The sequence below is a fragment of the Amycolatopsis ponsaeliensis genome (assembly GCF_030182635.1).
Taxonomy (GTDB): Bacteria; Actinomycetota; Actinomycetes; order Mycobacteriales; family Pseudonocardiaceae; genus Amycolatopsis; species Amycolatopsis ponsaeliensis.
On record NZ_JAPZLD010000006.1, the window covers coordinates 66478 to 82793 of the forward strand.

Annotated in this window: 14 protein-coding genes; 8 read left to right on the top strand and 6 right to left on the bottom strand. The window is 71.4% G+C overall.

The genetic code is table 11. The annotated features are described in order from the left end of the window. Nucleotides 1–55 precede the first annotated feature (55 nt). The gene (locus QQ657_RS11110) at nt 56–1552 is read right to left on the bottom strand and encodes a CoA-acylating methylmalonate-semialdehyde dehydrogenase (RefSeq protein ID WP_284741987.1); all 1497 of its coding nucleotides are present in this window, start codon (nt 1550–1552) and stop codon (nt 56–58) included. Between the two features lie 134 nt (nt 1553–1686). Here QQ657_RS11110 and QQ657_RS11115 point away from each other — a divergent pair, with 134 nt between their 5' ends. Both QQ657_RS11115 and QQ657_RS11120 read left to right on the top strand, forming a co-directional pair. Continuing rightward, nucleotides 1687–3321, top strand: coding sequence for a PucR family transcriptional regulator (locus tag QQ657_RS11115; protein ID WP_284741988.1), 1635 nt, complete (start codon nt 1687–1689; stop codon nt 3319–3321). Between the two features lie 28 nt (nt 3322–3349). After that, the gene (locus QQ657_RS11120; RefSeq protein ID WP_284741989.1) at nt 3350–3712 is read left to right on the top strand and encodes an SSI family serine proteinase inhibitor; all 363 of its coding nucleotides are present in this window, start codon (nt 3350–3352) and stop codon (nt 3710–3712) included. A 93-nt stretch (nt 3713–3805) separates the two neighbouring features. Here the strand turns inward: QQ657_RS11120 and QQ657_RS11125 are convergent, their stop codons facing one another. From QQ657_RS11125 to QQ657_RS11135, 3 genes are all read right to left on the bottom strand, one after another. After that, nucleotides 3806–5254 carry a DUF4153 domain-containing protein gene (locus tag QQ657_RS11125; RefSeq protein ID WP_284741990.1) on the bottom strand — a complete coding sequence of 483 codons (1449 nt, stop codon included), beginning with the start codon at nt 5252–5254 and terminating at the stop codon, nt 3806–3808. Between the two features lie 534 nt (nt 5255–5788). Further along, the gene (locus tag QQ657_RS11130) at nt 5789–6805 is read right to left on the bottom strand and encodes a HAMP domain-containing sensor histidine kinase (RefSeq protein ID WP_284741991.1); all 1017 of its coding nucleotides are present in this window, start codon (nt 6803–6805) and stop codon (nt 5789–5791) included. Further along, nucleotides 6802–7497, bottom strand: coding sequence for a response regulator transcription factor (locus QQ657_RS11135; protein WP_284741992.1), 696 nt, complete (start codon nt 7495–7497; stop codon nt 6802–6804). The genes QQ657_RS11130 and QQ657_RS11135 overlap by 4 nt, the downstream gene beginning before the upstream one ends. 219 nt (nt 7498–7716) lie before the next feature. On the opposite strand from QQ657_RS11135, the gene QQ657_RS11140 reads away from it, so the two are divergent. From QQ657_RS11140 to QQ657_RS11160, 5 genes are all read left to right on the top strand, one after another. Beyond that, entirely contained in the window at nt 7717–9282 is a 1566-nt protein-coding gene (locus QQ657_RS11140; RefSeq protein ID WP_284741993.1) for an NCS1 family nucleobase:cation symporter-1, read from the top strand. 10 nt (nt 9283–9292) lie between these two features. Continuing rightward, entirely contained in the window at nt 9293–10075 is a 783-nt protein-coding gene (locus tag QQ657_RS11145; RefSeq protein ID WP_284742203.1) for a nitrilase-related carbon-nitrogen hydrolase, read from the top strand. Next, the gene (hydA, locus tag QQ657_RS11150) at nt 10075–11457 is read left to right on the top strand and encodes a dihydropyrimidinase (RefSeq protein ID WP_284741994.1); all 1383 of its coding nucleotides are present in this window, start codon (nt 10075–10077) and stop codon (nt 11455–11457) included. The genes QQ657_RS11145 and hydA overlap by 1 nt, the downstream gene beginning before the upstream one ends. A gap of 10 nt (nt 11458–11467) precedes the next feature. After that, on the top strand, nt 11468–12466 hold the full coding sequence (locus tag QQ657_RS11155; RefSeq protein ID WP_284741995.1) for a TIGR03842 family LLM class F420-dependent oxidoreductase: 999 nt from the start codon (nt 11468–11470) through the stop codon (nt 12464–12466). A 72-nt stretch (nt 12467–12538) separates the two neighbouring features. Further along, nucleotides 12539–13984, top strand: a complete 1446-nt coding sequence (locus QQ657_RS11160) for an alpha/beta fold hydrolase (protein ID WP_284741996.1) — start codon at nt 12539–12541, stop codon at nt 13982–13984. A gap of 41 nt (nt 13985–14025) precedes the next feature. Here QQ657_RS11160 and QQ657_RS11165 read toward each other — a convergent pair whose 3' ends face one another. Together QQ657_RS11165 and QQ657_RS11170 are read right to left on the bottom strand one after the other, a co-directional pair. Then, nucleotides 14026–14331: a DUF4342 domain-containing protein gene (locus tag QQ657_RS11165; RefSeq protein WP_284741997.1), complete on the bottom strand. Its 306-nt coding sequence runs from the start codon at nt 14329–14331 to the stop codon at nt 14026–14028. A 94-nt stretch (nt 14332–14425) separates the two neighbouring features. Continuing rightward, nucleotides 14426–15625: a styrene monooxygenase/indole monooxygenase family protein gene (locus QQ657_RS11170; RefSeq protein ID WP_284741998.1), complete on the bottom strand. Its 1200-nt coding sequence runs from the start codon at nt 15623–15625 to the stop codon at nt 14426–14428. A 93-nt stretch (nt 15626–15718) separates the two neighbouring features. On the opposite strand from QQ657_RS11170, the gene QQ657_RS11175 reads away from it, so the two are divergent. After that, entirely contained in the window at nt 15719–16312 is a 594-nt protein-coding gene (locus QQ657_RS11175; RefSeq protein ID WP_284741999.1) for a GNAT family N-acetyltransferase, read from the top strand. Nucleotides 16313–16316: the final 4 nt, after the last annotated feature.

The window sequence follows — 16316 nt, forward strand, 5'->3', positions numbered from 1 at the left end:
TCGTCCGCGGATCCCCAGGGGTTGAACCCGGCGGACCCGCGGACGATTCCCGGCGTCAGGAGTTGCGCGGGAAGCCCAGGTTCACCCCGGCGTGCGAGCGGTCCGGCCACCGCGACGTCACGACCTTCGTCCGCGTGAAGAAGTGGAACCCCTCCGGCCCGTAAGCGTGGCTGTCGCCGAACAGGGAGTCCTTCCAGCCGCCGAACGAGTAGTAGCCCACCGGGACCGGGATCGGGACGTTCACCCCGACCATGCCGACCTCGACCTCGTTCTGGAACCGCCGCGCCGACGAACCGTCGCCGGTGAAGATCGCCACCCCGTTGCCGTACGGGTTCGCGTTGATCAGGTCCAGCGCCTCGTCGTAGGAAGCCGTGCGCGCCACCGACAGGACCGGGCCGAAGATCTCGTCCGTGTAGATCGACATCTCCGGGCGAACGTGGTCGAACAGCGTCGGGCCGAGCCAGAAGCCGTCCGGGGAACCGGGCACCTCGATCCCCCGGCCGTCCACCACCAGTGCCGCACCGGCCGACTCCCCGGCGTCCACATAGGACGAAACCCGCGCGTGGTGGGCGGCCGTCACCAGGGGTCCCATTTCGGACGACGGTTCGCGGCCGTCGCCGACGCGCAGCACGGACATCCGCTCGGTGATCTTGCGGACGAGGTCGTCGCCGATCGGGTCGACCGCGACGACCACCGACACCGCCATGCACCGCTCGCCCGCCGAGCCGAACCCGGCCGACACCGCGGCGTCGGCGGCCAGGTCGAGGTCCGCGTCCGGCAGCACCACCATGTGGTTCTTCGCCCCGCCGAGGGCCTGCACGCGCTTGCCGTGCCGGGTGCCGGTTTCGTAGACGTAGCGCGCGATCGGCGTCGACCCGACGAACGAGATCGCCTTGACGTCGGCGTGCTCCAGCAGCCCGTCGACGGCCGCCTTGTCGCCGTGCAGCACGTTCAGCGCGCCCGCGGGCAGCCCGGCCTCGGCGAACAGCTCGGCGATGAACAGCGCCGCCGACGGGTCCTTCTCACTCGGCTTGAGCACGACGGTGTTGCCGCAGGCCAGCGCGTTCGGGACGAACCAGAGCGGCACCATGGCCGGGAAGTTGAACGGCGAGATCACCCCGACCACGCCGAGCGGCTGCGCGATCGAGTAGACGTCGACGCCGGTGGACGCGTTCTCGCTGAACCCGCCCTTGAGCAGCTGCGCGGCGCCGCACGCGTACTCGACGTTCTCGATCGCGCGCGCGACCTCGCCTGCCGCGTCCGACTCGACCTTGCCGTGCTCGCTCGTGACGATCTTCGCCAGCTCGTGCTTGCGGGCGGACAGGAGCTCGCGGAAGGCGAACAGCACCCGCGTCCGGCCGGCCAGCGACGTCCCGCGCCAGCCCGGCAGCGCCGCCTTGGCCGCGGCGACCGCGGCTTCGACCTCGGCGTCGCCGGCGAAGTCGACGTGCGCCCGGACCTGCCCGGTCGCGGGGTCGAACACCTCACCCGAACGCGCGGCGGTCCCGGTGAACGGCTTGCCGTCGATCCAGTGGCTGATGCGGTCGGTCACGGCGATGCGCTCCTTCGCTCGGGGACGTCTCCTGCGAGTCTCCGGGCGGGCGCCACGCCAACGCCATCGACAACGTGTACGGAGTCACCGTCCCGGCCGTACAGTCTGTCCCTGCCCATCAGACCCGAGGAGCCATGTACCCGACCGTCGCCGAGGTGCTCGCGCTGCCGGTGCTGCGCCAGGGCCGTCCGCACGTCGTCGCCGGCGTGGCCGGGCTCGACGCACCGGTGCGCTGGGCGCACGTCGCCGAGGTCGCCGACATCGCGCACCTGCTGCGCGGTGGCGAGCTGGTGCTGACGACCGGCGTCGCGCTGCCCGACGACGGCCCGGCGCTGGCCCGCTACGTCGCCGACCTGGCCGGGGTCGGCGCCGCCGGCCTGGTGATCGAGCTGGTCCGGCACTGGAACGACAAGCTGCCCGCCGCGCTGGTCGAGACGGCCGAGAAGCACGGCCTGCCGCTGGTGACGCTCTCGCGCGAGACCCGGTACGTGAGCGTCACCGAGGCGGTGAACGGCCAGATCGTCGACGCCCAGGTCGCCGAGCTGCGTGCCGCCGAGCGCGTGCACGAGACGTTCACCGCGCTGACGGTCGCGGGCGCCGAACCCGGCGTCGTCCTGGGCGAGGTCGCCCGGCTGACCGAGCAGCCGGTGGTGCTGGAGACGCTGTCGCACGAGGTGCTCGCCTACGACGCGGCCGGGGTGGATCCGGCCGAGCTGCTCACCGGCTGGCCGGCGCGGTCGCGCGTGGTCCAGATCGGCGAGCGGACCGGCTACCACCCCGGCTCGGGCTGGCTGGTGACCGTCGTCGGCGCGCGCGGGCACGACTGGGGACGCCTGGTCGTCGTCTGCGCCGACCAGCCGCCGCACCGCCACCGGGTGGTCGCCGAGCGGGCCGCGTCCGCGCTGGCCGTGCACCGGCTGGTCGCCAAGGACGTCGACGGCCTGGAGCGGCAGGCCCACCGAGCCGTGCTGCACGAACTGCTCGCGTCACCGGCCCCGACGGCGGAGCTGCTGGCGCGGGCCTCGGCGCTGGCCGTGCCGCTGACCGGGCGGCAGCTGGTCGGGCTGGCGGTCCGGCCTCGGTTGGCCGGCACCCGGCCTGCTCTGTCGACCCCGCCGGTGCTGCGCGAACTGGCGGAAGCGACGGTGCTGGCCGCGCGCCGCGCGAAGGTGTCGGCGCTGGTGGCGACGGACGACCTCAGCGTGCGGGCGCTGATCGCGCTGTCGCCGGAGGCGAACGCCGACACCGTGCTGCACCGGCTCGCCACCGACGTCCACGAGGCCCGGGGCAGCGCGCCCGGTGTGCTCGCGGTCGGCACGACGGTGTCGACGCCCGCCGAAGCCGGCCGGACGCTGCTGGAGGCCGGCCAGGTCGCGGCGGCCGCTTTGGGGTCGGGCGGCGAGCGCGTGCTGCACCGGCTGTCGGACGTCCGCCTGCGCGGCCTGCTGCACCTGTTGTCGGGCGACGAGCGCGTGACGGCGTTCGCGGTGCGGGAGCTCGGGCCGCTGCTCCAGCGCGACGCGGCGTCCGGCAGCCGGCTGGTCCAGGCGTTGCGGCACTACTGCGAGCAGGGCGGCAACAAGTCGGCGGCCGCGGCGGCGGCGCACACCTCGCGGACGGCGTACTACCAGCAGCTCGCCCGGATCGAGCAGGTCCTCGGCGTCCGGCTGGAGGACCCGGAGTCGATGCTTTCGCTCTACGTGGCTTTGCTGGCGTGGGACCTCACTCGTTCGAGCGAAGAAGACCCACCCGGACGGGGAGCACAGTGATCGACCTCCGGCTGCCGATGGAACCGATATGGCCCTACTCCCCCTCGCAGCCTGCCTGATGAGCTTGAGCTGTCTCGCCCCGGCGCAGCCGCCGGCGTCGACGTTGCAGCTGACCAGCCACGACACCGCCAACCGCATCGGCTCGGTGGTGCTGACCTGCGACCCGACGGGCGGCACGCACCCCCGGCGCGACAAGGCGTGCGCGGTGCTTTCGAGCGTCGGCGGCGACTTCACGAAGATCAACGCGCGGCACCAGGCGTGCACGCTGATCTACGCCCCGGTGGACGTGACGGTGGTCGGTACCTGGGCGGGAAAGCCGGTGTCGTACCGGACTTCGTACCCGAACCGGTGCGCGGCGGACCGCGACTCGGACGACGTTTTCGCGTTCTGACGCTTTGGCGCGCGGAAGCCGCCGGGCCGCCCCCACGACGGCCCGGTGGCTTCCGCGCAACGCTTTTAACCACGCACAGCCGGCGCTCGTGGTTCAACAACTGCCGAGAGTCACGTCGCGGGCGCTCGAACGGCTGAGGTTCCAAGCGGGCCAGCCGTCGGGGGTGTCGCCGGCGAGGACCTCGCGCAGCACGCACGTCCGGAGCGGTTCCGGCAGCCGGGCCGACACCACGGGGACGACGTCGGTGGAGAATCCCGCCAGGTAGCGGTGGTCCAGGGGTTTCCCGGCGGCCGCGCGGTCGAGGTTGGCGCCGGCGATGAGACGTTCCGGGTCGAGGACGGCGAGCACCAGCAGCGCCGCGGCCGCGGTGCCGATCGCCGCGCGGGGCAGCCACGCCGAGCGGAGCTTGACCAGCGACGCCAGCACCAGCACGAACACCGCGCCGAACCACAGTTCGCAGACCTCGACCAGCAGCCGCAGCACGGTGAAGCCGTAGGCCTCCTGGTACGTCCACATGCGACTCAACGCCGACCCGACGAGCACCAGGCTCAACGCGCTCAAGGCGCCCAGCAGCACGCGCTGGCGCAGCCGGTCGGCCTTCGTGACGTTCGGGGCCCAGCGCAGCGCCGCGGCGACGATGGCCAGCGTCAGCACGGTGACCGCGCACAGTTGCCAGAAGCCGCCGCGTGCGTACTCGGCCGAGGTGAGGTTGCTGGTGCGCAGGACGTACTCGGTGCCACCGAAGAGCACGACCAGCCGGACGACGACGAACACGCTGAACAGCAGGACGAGGACGGTCAGCGGGACCGTCCATTCCAGACCATACTTGGTCCGGTATGGACGTTCCGTGGTAGCACGATGCGCTGGGGCGGCGAGGAAGTAGCACGCTCCGGCGACGAGCAGTGCCGCGACGACGAACACGCAGCACCAGCGCACGAGGACGTCGACGCTGAGGTCGGGGATGACGGCGTTGACGACGGCGGCGAAGGCGGCATCGGCACTGGCGAGCAGCGGCACGAAGACGGCGACGAGCGCGGCGGTGGCCAGCACGGCGAGGCCGATCCGCCGGGCGACACCGTCGCGGCGGGCGGCGAAGCGGCCCACCCCGCGGCCGGCCCAGGGAATGGCGCGAAGGGCTTCCAGGGGGACGGCGAGCATGTCGTAGAGGACGGAGTTGACGGTCCGCTTCCCCACGACGGCGAGCGAACCGGTGACGACGGCACCGAGCACGCAGAGGACGAACAGCCACCCGGACGCCCGCACGGCGCCCATCCCGAGCAGGGCGAGGGTGAGGAAGGCCCACGCGGCGCTGCCCCAGGTGAAGGACCCGGCGCCGTCCGCCGACCGCCGATCGGCGAGGAAGACGGCGAGGGTGACGGCCAGCCCGGCCAGCAGCCACCCGACCCCGGGCCGGTCGACGGGCAGGACGAGGGCAGCGGCCACTCCGGCCAGCCCGGCGGCGGGCAGAACAGCGGGCGGCAGCGGGACGACGGCCGATTTCGGTGGCGGGATCGGCCGCAGGAGGACAGAAGGAGCGGCCACGGCGACCCCGCCGGCCCAGGATCCACCGGATGCGGCTCCAAGCGACGCCGCGCCGGCGCGCGCTCCGCCGCCCGCCGACCCCGGGGCCCCGGCGGGCTCGACCAAGCCGACCCGCCCAACCTCGCCGGTACCCGCCCCATCGCCGACCGGCCCCGCGGCCCCGGTCGTCCTGACCCCTGCAAGGCCGCCGCCCGCCGCCTTCGCGGACCCGACCGGGTCACCCCACCCGACCCCGCCGGCCGGACCCGCGGACCCCGTCGCGGCCGAACCACCCGCAGTCCCCTGGTCCACCTCCCCCGCGGTCCCGCCGGCCACCGCGCCCTCCGCCGGCCCCGGGCCCGCCTGCCGCTTCCCCCGCGGCGCGCGCTTCTCCGTGCCCGGGTTCCCGGGCTCACCCATTCTGTTCTTCGGCATCTCGCCTGCTTTCACGTTCGCTTTTGCGAATCCCCTTGCCCGGTCCCACCGCCGAAGGCCGTGAGGGGCACCCTCATGGACGTAAGAGCCATGAGGGTGCCCCTCATGGCTGCCGAGAACTCAGCCCGTCGGCAGCGTCACCCGGATCCGGCTCCCGACCCCCGCGGAAGGCTCCACCACCCCGATCGTCCCGCCGTGCAGCTCCACCGCCCACCGCGCGATCGCCAAACCCAGCCCCGTCCCCCCGCCGGAGGGCCGCTCCCCCCGCGTGAACCGCTCGAATACCCGCTCGCGGTCGGCCCGGGCGATCCCCGGCCCCTCGTCGCACACGTCGATGCGGATCTCGCCCGGGCGGACCTCGGCCAGCACCTGCACCGACCCGCCCGCCGGGCCGTGGCGGGCCGCGTTCTCCAGCAGGTTCGCCACCACCTGGAACAGCCGGCCGCGGTCGGCCACCACCACCGCGTCCGACGGCGCCACCGACACCGAGAACGTCACCCCGCGCACCAACGCCGCCTCGGAAACCGCCTCCGACAACAAAGAGGACAGCGAGAACGACGTCTTGTGCAGCGGAATCGCCCCCGCGTCGAGGCGTGACAGGTCCAGCAGCTCGTCCACCAGCGTCGCCAGGCGCTCGGTCTGCTGCAACGCCGTCTTCAGCGTCGCCGGGTCGGGGTCCTCGACGCCGTCGACCAGGTTCTCGAGCACCCCGCCCAACGCCGTGATCGGCGTCCGCAGCTCGTGGGACACGTTGGCGATCAGCTCACGGCGCTGCTTGTCCGCGTCGCCGAGATCTCCCGCCATCAGGTTGAACGCCTGCGCCAGCTCGCCCACTTCGTCCCGCGTGGTGGCGCGGACGCGGCGCGTGTAATCGCCCTTCGCCATCGCCCGCACCGCGCCCGTCATCTCACGCAGCGGCCGCGTCATCCCGTGCGCCAGCACCTGCGACAGCAGCAGTGCCAGCACCATCGCCGTGATCGTCGTCTTGGGCGGCAGCCAGCCGATCTGCCAGTTGAAGAACGCGAACGCGACCCCGCCGGACGCGACCATCAGGATCGCCAGCTTCAGCTTGATCGAGCGGACCCCGTCCAGCGGCCGCGGCAGCAGCTCGACCACCCGCACCAGCAGCGCCTTCACGATCCCGCCTCCAGCGCGTACCCGACGCCGTGCACCGTCCGGATGAGGTCGGCGCCGAGCTTGCGCCGCAGCGCCTTGATGTGGCTGTCCACCGCCCGGGTGCCCGCGGACGTGCCGTGGACATCCCAGTCCCACACCTCCGACAGCAGCCGTTCCCGCGGCTGCACCACCCGCGGCCGCCGCGCGAAGTGCACCAGCAGGTCGAACTCGATCGGCGTCAGCTGCGCCGCGACGCCGGCCCGCGCGACGCGCCGCTCGTCGACGTCGATCTCGAGGTCGCCGAGCACGATCCGCGCGTGCGAGTCCGCCCGGGACGAGCGCTCGACCCGCCGCAGCAGCGCGTGCACGCGGGCCGTGAGCACCCGCATCGAGAACGGCTTCGTGAGGTAGTCGTCGGCGCCGACGCCCAGCCCGACCAGCATGTCCGTCTCGTCGGCGCGCGCGGTCAGCATGAGCACCGGCACCGGACGGCGGCCCTGGATCCGGCGGCAGACCTCCAGGCCGTCGAACCCCGGGAGCATCACGTCCAGCACGACCAGGTCCGGCTCCGACGAGGTGTCCGCTTCGACCGCGGCCGGCCCGTCGTGGGCGACGTCCACGCTGAACCCTTCGGCCCGCAGCCGGGCCGCGATCGACGCGGCGATCGTGACGTCGTCCTCGACGACGAGCACCCGCCGCACTCCTGGTTCCATGAAAACGACCTTAGGGATCGGCGGTGGAGAGGGTCCGCGCGAAGTGTGGAGATCCTGTGGAGACGTTTCACCCGCTTTGCCGGTTCGTGACGGCGAGATGTGTGACGCAGGTCATGCACCCCGGCACCGATCGCGCAATCGACAGTCTGCACTCCTGATCAGGGAAGAGTGAACAGTCTGCCGTTGCCCCGGCCGCGACCCGGCGCGCAGGATTCCGCAATGGCGCCGACACCCGCAGACCAGCGCGTGCACGACGACGGCCGGGTCGAACTGGACCCCGCCGACGTCGGGTCTCTCGAAGGCAGCCGGTTCTTCAACGAAGAGCTGGCCCCCGTCCCCGTCGAAAAGCGGACCTGGACCACCTACAACTACTTCGCGCTCTGGATGGGGATGGCCCACAACATCCCCAGCTACGCCCTGGCCGCGTCGCTGATCGCGCTCGGCATGAACTGGGTGCAGGCGCTGATCACGATCACGATCGGCAACCTCGTCGTGCTCGCGCCGATGCTGCTCAACAGCCACGCCGGCACGAAGTACGGCATCCCGTTCCCGGTGTTCGCCCGCGCGTTCTACGGCCTGCGCGGCGCCAACCTGGCCGCGTTGCTGCGCGCGTTCATCGCCTGCGGCTGGTTCGGCATCCAGACGTGGGTCGGCGGCGAGGCCATCTACGTCATCCTCGGGCGGCTGCTCGGCTCGTGGTGGCGGGACGCGCCGGAGATCGCCGGGCAGCACTGGACGCTGTGGCTGTCCTTCGTGGTCTTCTGGATCGGCCAGATGCTGATCATCTGGCGCGGCATGGACGCGGTCCGCCGGTTCGAGAACTGGACGGCGCCGCTGGTGTCGGTCGGCTTCCTGATCATGCTCGGGTACGTGCTGGTCAAGGCGGGCGGGCTCGGCCCGATCCTGTCCGACGGCGGCAAGCTCGGCTGGGGACCGGACTTCTGGAAGGTGTTCGCGCCGTCGCTGATGGCGATGATCGCGTTCTGGTCGACGCTGTCGCTGAACATGCCGGACTTCACGCGCTTCGGCGGCAGCCAGCGCAAGCAGGTCCGCGGCCAGATCCTCGGCCTGCCGACGACGATGACGTTCATCGCGATCGTGGCCATCCTGACCACGTCGGGCGGGCACGTGCTCTACGGCGAGGACATCTGGGACCCGGCGCAGCTGGCCGACAAGTTCACCAGCCCGGTCGTGGTCGTCGTCGCGCTGGTCGCGCTGGTGCTGGCCACGATCTCGGCGAACCTCGCGGCCAACGTCGTCAGCCCGTCCTACGACTTCTCGAACGCCTTCCCGAAGAAGATCACGTTCGCGGTCGGTGGCGGCATCACCGGCGTCATCGGCATCCTCATCCAGCCGTGGCGGCTCTACTCCGACCCGAACATCTACATCTTCGCCTGGCTCGGCTTCTACGGCGGCCTGCTCGGCGCGGTCGCGGGCGTGCTCGTCGCGGGCTACTGGGTGATCGCCCGCACCAAGCTCAAGCTGAAGGACCTCTACACACCCGATGGGGTGTATTGGTTCAGCGGCGGCTGGAACTGGCGCGCGCTGGTCGCGACGCTGGTGGGAGCCGTATTAGCAGTAGGAGGCGCGTACAGTGCCGCCAATACTGGGCCGTTCCCCGCCGACGGGCTCATCCCGTTCCTCAAGCCGCTTTACGACTACAACTGGGTGATCGGCTTCGTCGGCGCGTTCGTCGTCTTCGCCGCCCTGTCCCGTTCGTCAACCAAGGAGGAAGCAAGTGAGCGTCGTCCGAGCCGGATTGATCCAGCAGCGGTGGACGGGTGACAAGGAGTCCATGATCAAGGCGGCGGTCGACCACATCGCCACCGCCGCCTCGCAGGGCGCCCAGGTCGTCTGCCTGCAGGAACTGTTCTACGGCCCCTACTTCTGCCAGGTGCAGGACACCGAGTTCTACTCCTACACCGAGGGCATCCCGGACGGGCCGACGACCAAGCTCATGCAGGAGGTGGCCGAGCGCCACGGCGTCGTGCTGATCGTGCCGATGTACGAGGTCGAGCAGCCCGGCGTGTACTACAACACCGCCGCGGTGATCGACGCGGACGGCACGTACCTCGGCAAGCACCGCAAGAACCACATCCCGCAGGTCAAGGGGTTCTGGGAGAAGTTCTACTTCCGGCCCGGGAACCTGGGCTACCCGGTGTTCGACACCGCCGTGGGCCGCATCGGCGTCTACATCTGCTACGAGCGGCACTTCCCGGAGGGCTGGCGCGCGCTGGGGCTGGCCGGGGCGAAGATCGTGTTCAACCCGTCGGCGACCAGCCGCGGCCTGTCGCAGTACCTGTGGAAGCTGGAGCAGCCGGCGGCCGCGGTGGCGAACGAGTACTTCGTCGGCGCGATCAACCGCGTCGGCGTGGAACCGCTGGGCGAGAACGACTTCTACGGCCAGACGTACTTCGCCGACCCGCGCGGCCAGCTGATCGGCGACGCCGCGTCCGACACCGACGACGAGGTCGTCATCCGCGATCTGGACATGACGCTGCTCGACGAGGTCCGGGACCTGTGGGCGTTCTACCGCGACCGCCGCCCGGACACCTACGGCCCCCTCACGGAGGCCTGATGACCACGCTCATCAAGGGCGGCCAGGTCGTCTCGCCGTCGGGCGCCCTCCTGGCGGACGTCCTCGTCGACGGCGAGACCATCGCCGCCGTCGGGGCACCCGGGACGCTTTCCGGCGACGAGACGATCGACGCCACCGGCAAGTACGTGCTGCCCGGCGGGATCGACGCGCACACGCACATGGAGATGCCGTTCGGCGGCACGCATTCGGTCGACACGTTCTCGACCGGCACCACCGCGGCCGCGTGGGGCGGCACGACGACGATCATCGACTTCGCCGTGCAGGCCAAGGGCACGTCGCTGCTGTCCACGATGGACAAGTGGCACGCGAAAGCCGACGGCAACTGCGCGATCGACTACGGCTTCCACATGATCGTCAGCGACGTCAACGACCAGTCGCTGAAGGAGATGGAAGCCTGCGTCGACGCCGGGGTCGGCAGCTTCAAGATGTTCATGGCCTACCCGGGCGTGTTCTACTCGACCGACGGCGAAATCCTGCTGGCCATGCAGAAGGCGCGCGAGATCGGCGCCACGATCATGATGCACGCGGAGAACGGCATCGCGATCGACCAGCTGGCCGCGCAGGCCGTGGCCGCCGGGAACACCGACCCGGTGCAGCACGGCCTGACCCGGCCGCCGGAGCTGGAGGGCGAGGCGACGTCACGGGCGATCCAGCTCGCGAAGGTCACCGGCTCGCCGCTCTACATCGTGCACCTGTCGGCGTCGCAAGCCCTTGCGGCGGTGGCGGAAGCACGCAACGACGGTCAGAACGTGTTCGCCGAGACGTGCCCGCAGTACCTCTACCTGTCCATTGAGGACTTGGCGAAGCCGGACTTCGAGGGCGCGAAGTACGTCGCGTCGCCGCCGCTGCGGGAGAAGTCGCACCAGGCCGACCTGTGGCGCGGGCTGCGCACCAACGACCTGTCCGTGGTGTCGACCGATCACTGCCCGTTCTGCTTCAAGGACCAGAAGGAACTGGGCCGCGGCGACTTCCGGGCGATCCCGAACGGCATGCCGGGTGTCGAGCACCGGATGGACCTGCTGCACCAGGGCGTCGTCGCGGGCCGGCTGACGCTCGGGCGGTGGGTCGAGACGTGCTCGGCGACGCCGGCGCGGATGTTCGGGCTGTACCCGCGCAAGGGCGTCATCGCGGCGGGTTCGGACGCCGACATCGTCGTCTACGACCCCACCGCGAAGCAGACGCTGTCCGCCGAGACGCACCACATGAACGTGGACTACTCGGCGTACGAAGGGTTCGAGCTGACCGGTCGCGTGCACACGGTCCTGTCCCGAGGGCGTGTGGTCGTGTCGCCGGACGGGTTCACGGGATCGACGTCGCACGGCAAGTTCCTGTCCCGCTCGCTGAACCAGTACCTGAACTGAGGAGCGGCCGATGGACTTCGGGATCGTGCTGCAGACGGACCCGCCCGCGCGGGACGTCGTGCGGCTGATGAAGAACGCCGAGGACGCCGGGTTCCGGTACGGCTGGACGTTCGACTCCTGCGTGCTGTGGCAGGAACCGTTCGTCATCTACTCGGCGATCCTCGCGGCGACGTCTTCGATGGTCGTGGGGCCGATGGTGACCAGCCCCGGCACGCGCGACTGGTCGGTGATGGCGTCGACCTTCGCCACGCTGAACGACATGTACGGCAACCGGACGGTCTGCGGCATCGGCCGCGGCGACTCGGCGCACCGCGTCGTCGGGAAACCACCGTCCACTTTGGCCACCGTCCGCGACTGCATGCGCGTGGTGAAGGACCTCGCCGAAGGCCGAGCGGTGACGATGAACGAGACGACCGTGCAGATCCCCTGGATCCGCAACGGCCGGCTCGAGATGTGGATGGCCGGGTACGGGCCGAAGGCGCTGAAGACGGTCGGCGAGCACGCCGACGGCTTCATCCTCCAGTGCGCGGACCCGGCGATCGCCCGCTGGACGATCGGCGCGGTGCGCGACGCCGCGCGGGCGGCCGGCCGCGACCCGGGCGGCATCACGATCTGCGTCGCGGCCCCGGCATACGTCGGGGACGACCTGGCGCACCAGCGCGAGCAGCTGCGCTGGTTCGGCGGGATGGTCGGCAACCACGTCGCGGACCTGGTGGCGCGCTACGGATCTTCCGGTGCGGTGCCGAAGGAGCTGACGGACTACATCCGCGAGCGCGAGGGCTACGACTACAGCCACCACGGCAAGGCGGGCAACCCGTCGACGGAGTTCGTCCCGGACGAGATCGTCGACCGCTTCTGCCTGCTGGGCCCGGCGTCGGCCCACGTCGAACGGTTGCAGGAGCTGGCCGAGCTGGGCGTGGACCAGTTCTCGCTGTACCTGATGCACGACGACCGCGAGGCGACGCTGGCGTCCTACGGGTCGCAGATCATCCCGAAGCTCACCGCGTAGGGCCCGCCCTACCCCGGTTCCGGGGGTGCGCACCAGCGCGCCCCCGGTCCCGGTGACGGGACGATCAGGGCCATGAATTCTCCGAAACTCCGTGCTGCGCTGGCTCTGGGGGCCGTCGCGAGCGCAGTCGCCTTGAGTGCGCCCGCGGCCGCGGCGAGCCCCGCCGGAATCGTCTGGGAAGACACCTGTCAGGCCGGCTACCAGTGCGGCCACCTCGACGTCCCGATGTCCTACCAGGATCCCGCCGCCGGCACCGTGTCCATCGCCGTCGGCCGGTTGCCCGCCACCGATCAGGCCCACAAGCTGGGCACCATCTTCTACAACCCCGGCGGCCCCGGCTCGTCCGGCCGCTTCGCCCCCGCGTTGACGCCGGAGCTGCACCGGCGCTTCGACATCGTCGGGTTCGACCCGCGCGGCGTCGGCGCGAGCTCGAAGATCCACTGCTTCACCGATCCGTCGCAGCTCGAAGTGCTCCAGCGGGCGCTCGGCACGTTCCCGCTGACCCGCGAAGCCGAACAGCGGCAGATCGCCGACACGAAGACCGTCACCGACCTCTGCGAACAGAACGCCGGCCCGCTGGCGAACCACCTCTCGACCGGCACGGTCGCCCGTGACCTCGACCGGCTGCGGGCGGCGTTCGGCGAGCCGAAGCTGCGGTACTACGGGAAGTCGTACGGCACTTACCTCGGCGAGACGTACGCGAACCTGTTCCCCGGCCGCGTCGGCTCGCTCGCGCTCGACGCCGTCGACGACCCGATGCGCTGGGCGACCGGTGCCGGCCCGATGAGCTACCGGCTGCAAGGCTACGAAGACGGGCCTCGCGCTCTTCAGTCCTTTTTGGACGCTTGCGCGTCGCGCTGCGCCTTCGACTACTCAGCCATTCTCGACCGCCTCGCGGCCGGCCCGATCACCGTGACGGACACGGCCGGGAAGCAGATCGCCGTCACCTACCAGAGCGCGATCGCCACGATCCACAACTACCTGACCGACGCCCAGGCGGCACCGCAGCTGGCGGCGTTCCTCCAGGCGCTGGCGGACCCGGCGTCCCGCGCTCCGGCCTCGGCGGGCGGCCCGCCGGACGTCGACTCGATGCTCGGCGGCGGCGCGACGCTCTGCTCGGACGCGGCCAACCCCCGTGATCCCGCCGTGTGGTGGGACTACGCGCGGAAGGCCGACCTGGTGGGACGCGGCTTCGGGCCCTACGACGTCTACAAGACGCTGCCGTGCGCCACGTGGGACGTCTCGGACACCGGCCGCTACGCCGGTCCGTGGAACCGGCCGACGGCGCCGATCCTGCTCCTCGCCAACCGCCAGGGCGACCTGGAGACGCCGTACGCCGGGGCCCAGCGGACCGAAAGGCTGCTGGCCAACGCCCATCTGCTGAGCCTCGACACGTACGGCCACGGTTCGCGCGGCAAGAGCGCTTGTGTCGACGCCTCCCTCGACCGCTACTTCGTCGCCGCTTCGGTGCCCGGCCGGGGCGCGGTCTGCACTCCGGACCGGGGCCCCTTCGGCTGAGGGCAGACCGTGGTGGCCGGGGAGACCCGGCCACCCTCCGGTCAGTCGCCCGTGGCCTCTTCGGGCTTCTTCTCCGCCGGCGCCTCCTCGGCGGTCGCCAGATGGTCGACCTCGATGGTCCATTCCTTGGCCAGCGCGGCGATCGCGCCGACCGCGGTGACCACCGGGGCGGCGATCGCGGCCACCACACCCGCCGTGACCGGGATCTCCAGCACCGTGTGGCCTTCGTCGTTCTTGACCCGGATCCGCCGTACGTTGCCCTGGTGGATGAGCTCCTTGACCCGCGCGACCAGCGCCTGGCCACGGAACCGCTCGGCCCGCTTCGTCGTCGGGCTGTCGACCGTCATGTTCGTTCCTCCTCGGGATGGGCTTGCACCCCGACTCTGCCTGGGCCGGCAGTGGCGGGTGAAGAGCTGATCGTCCTCGCTCGCGGGCCTAAAGTCACCGGAGGTACGCCATCGCCGCTTCGGGATCACCCAGCCAGCCTTCGTAGTCGGCCGGGTTCTCGAAGAGGTGCGCGAACCGGTGCGCCACTTCGGGAACGCGTTGCGCGGTGTCCAAAGTGGCCAGAACGTGCGGCGGCGGCGGGGCCAGGAGGTCGTTGTTGAAGCGCGTCGCGTGCCGCGCGTGCTGCCAGTAGCGGGCGAAGGCGTCGTGCATGAACTCCTCGTCGAACGGCCGGTCGGCGCGTTCGACGATCGCTTCCTGGTACGCCCGCGCTGCGCGGGCGGCCATGTTGGCGCCCTGCCCGCCGACCGGGTCGTTGGTCACCGCGGTGTCGCCCATCGCGAGGACCTTCGCCCCGGACGGCAGGGTGCCGACCGGGTGCCGCACGATCGGCGTGATCCGGCCGTGCAGCATCTCGGTCGGCGCCACGGGACGCGCGTCGTCGAGAAGCTTCGCCTGCCAGGGGTAGTGCGTGCGCAGCAGGTTCCGCGCGGTCTCGTAGTGCTGGTCGACGTCGGCGACGCCGTCCCAGACGTCCATCGGGCCGCCGGGCAGGCCGAAGAAGCCGATGCCGTGCACGGGGCCGTGGACCGAAAGCACGGGGAGCAGGAAGAACTCGCCGACCGGCGCCATGCCGAAGGTGAGCCCGGGTACGGCGTCGAGCGTGCCGGCGACGTAGCTGATGCCGATCGCGCGCTGGGGCTCGCGGTAGGGCGAGCGTGCGTCGTCGCGCGGGAAGAGCGCGTCGAACTGCGGCCCGCGCCCGGCGGCGACGATGAGCAGGTCGAACTCGCGGGCGCAGTCGTCGAGGTCGGCCGGGGTGACGCGGCGCAGGCGGAGGTCGCCGCCGAGGCGGGCGAACTCGGTCATCCAGCCGGCCACCTTGACGCGCTGATCGACCGACTGCGCCGGCCGGTCGAGCCCGGCGCGCCAGGAGATGGCGGGCTCGGCGCCTGGACCGGCGGCGGCGAAGGCGACTTCGCGGATGGGCGGGGCTTCCCAGAAGTCGATGCCGAGCGCGCGTTCCCGTTCGAGGGCGGGGTGGAAGAGGCACTGGTTGGAGACGAGCCGCCCGGCGCGCACGTCTTCGGCGGCGCGTTCGGCGAACACCGTGACGTCGTAACCCTGGTGCCGCAGCCCGAGGGCGAGGACGAGTCCCGCTTGCCCCGCTCCGACGATCCCGATCCGCCGCATGGCCGCCCTTTCCCCCGGAAACCCTTTACTGGCAACGTACTCGTTTTTCGTGAACTTCTCCCCGCCCGATCGGGCGGCCGCTAGGGTGGCCCGGTGACGCAGCCGCCCCCGGGATTCGACCGCACGCTCCTCCTCCGCGACGGCCGCCGGGTATGGGTCCGGCCGCTGACCCCGCAGGACGCGCCGGAGCTGGGCGAAGCCATCCGCAACGCGGACCCGGAGACGCTGCGCAGACGCTTTTGCGGTTCGGCGCCCCGGGTGACGCCCCAGTTGCTGGAGCGGCTGACGGTCCTGGACTACGAGCGCCGGTTCGCCCTGGTGGCGCGGTGTTCGGAGGGCCCGGGGGTGGCGGTGGCCCGCTACGAGGCGACGGGCAGGCGGATGGCGGAGGTGGCGATAGCGGTGGCCCCGGGATGGCGTCGGGTGGGGCTGGCATCGGCGCTGCTGCACATGCTGGGGTTGGCGGCGTTGGAGCGCGGGTTCGAGCGGTTCACTGCGGTGTATTCGGCGGACAACCGTCCGGTGGCGGAGCTGTTGGACTATGCGCGGGGGCGTCGGGTGATCGCTGAGGGGGTTGCCGAGGCTGAGGTTCGGCTTCGTGACCATCCCGAAGCTCCGCCCGATGCCGCCCCGGTTTCAAGACCGGGGCGGCGTGCGGGTTTCTCGTTCTTCGAGCGGAGTTCGTAGCCCG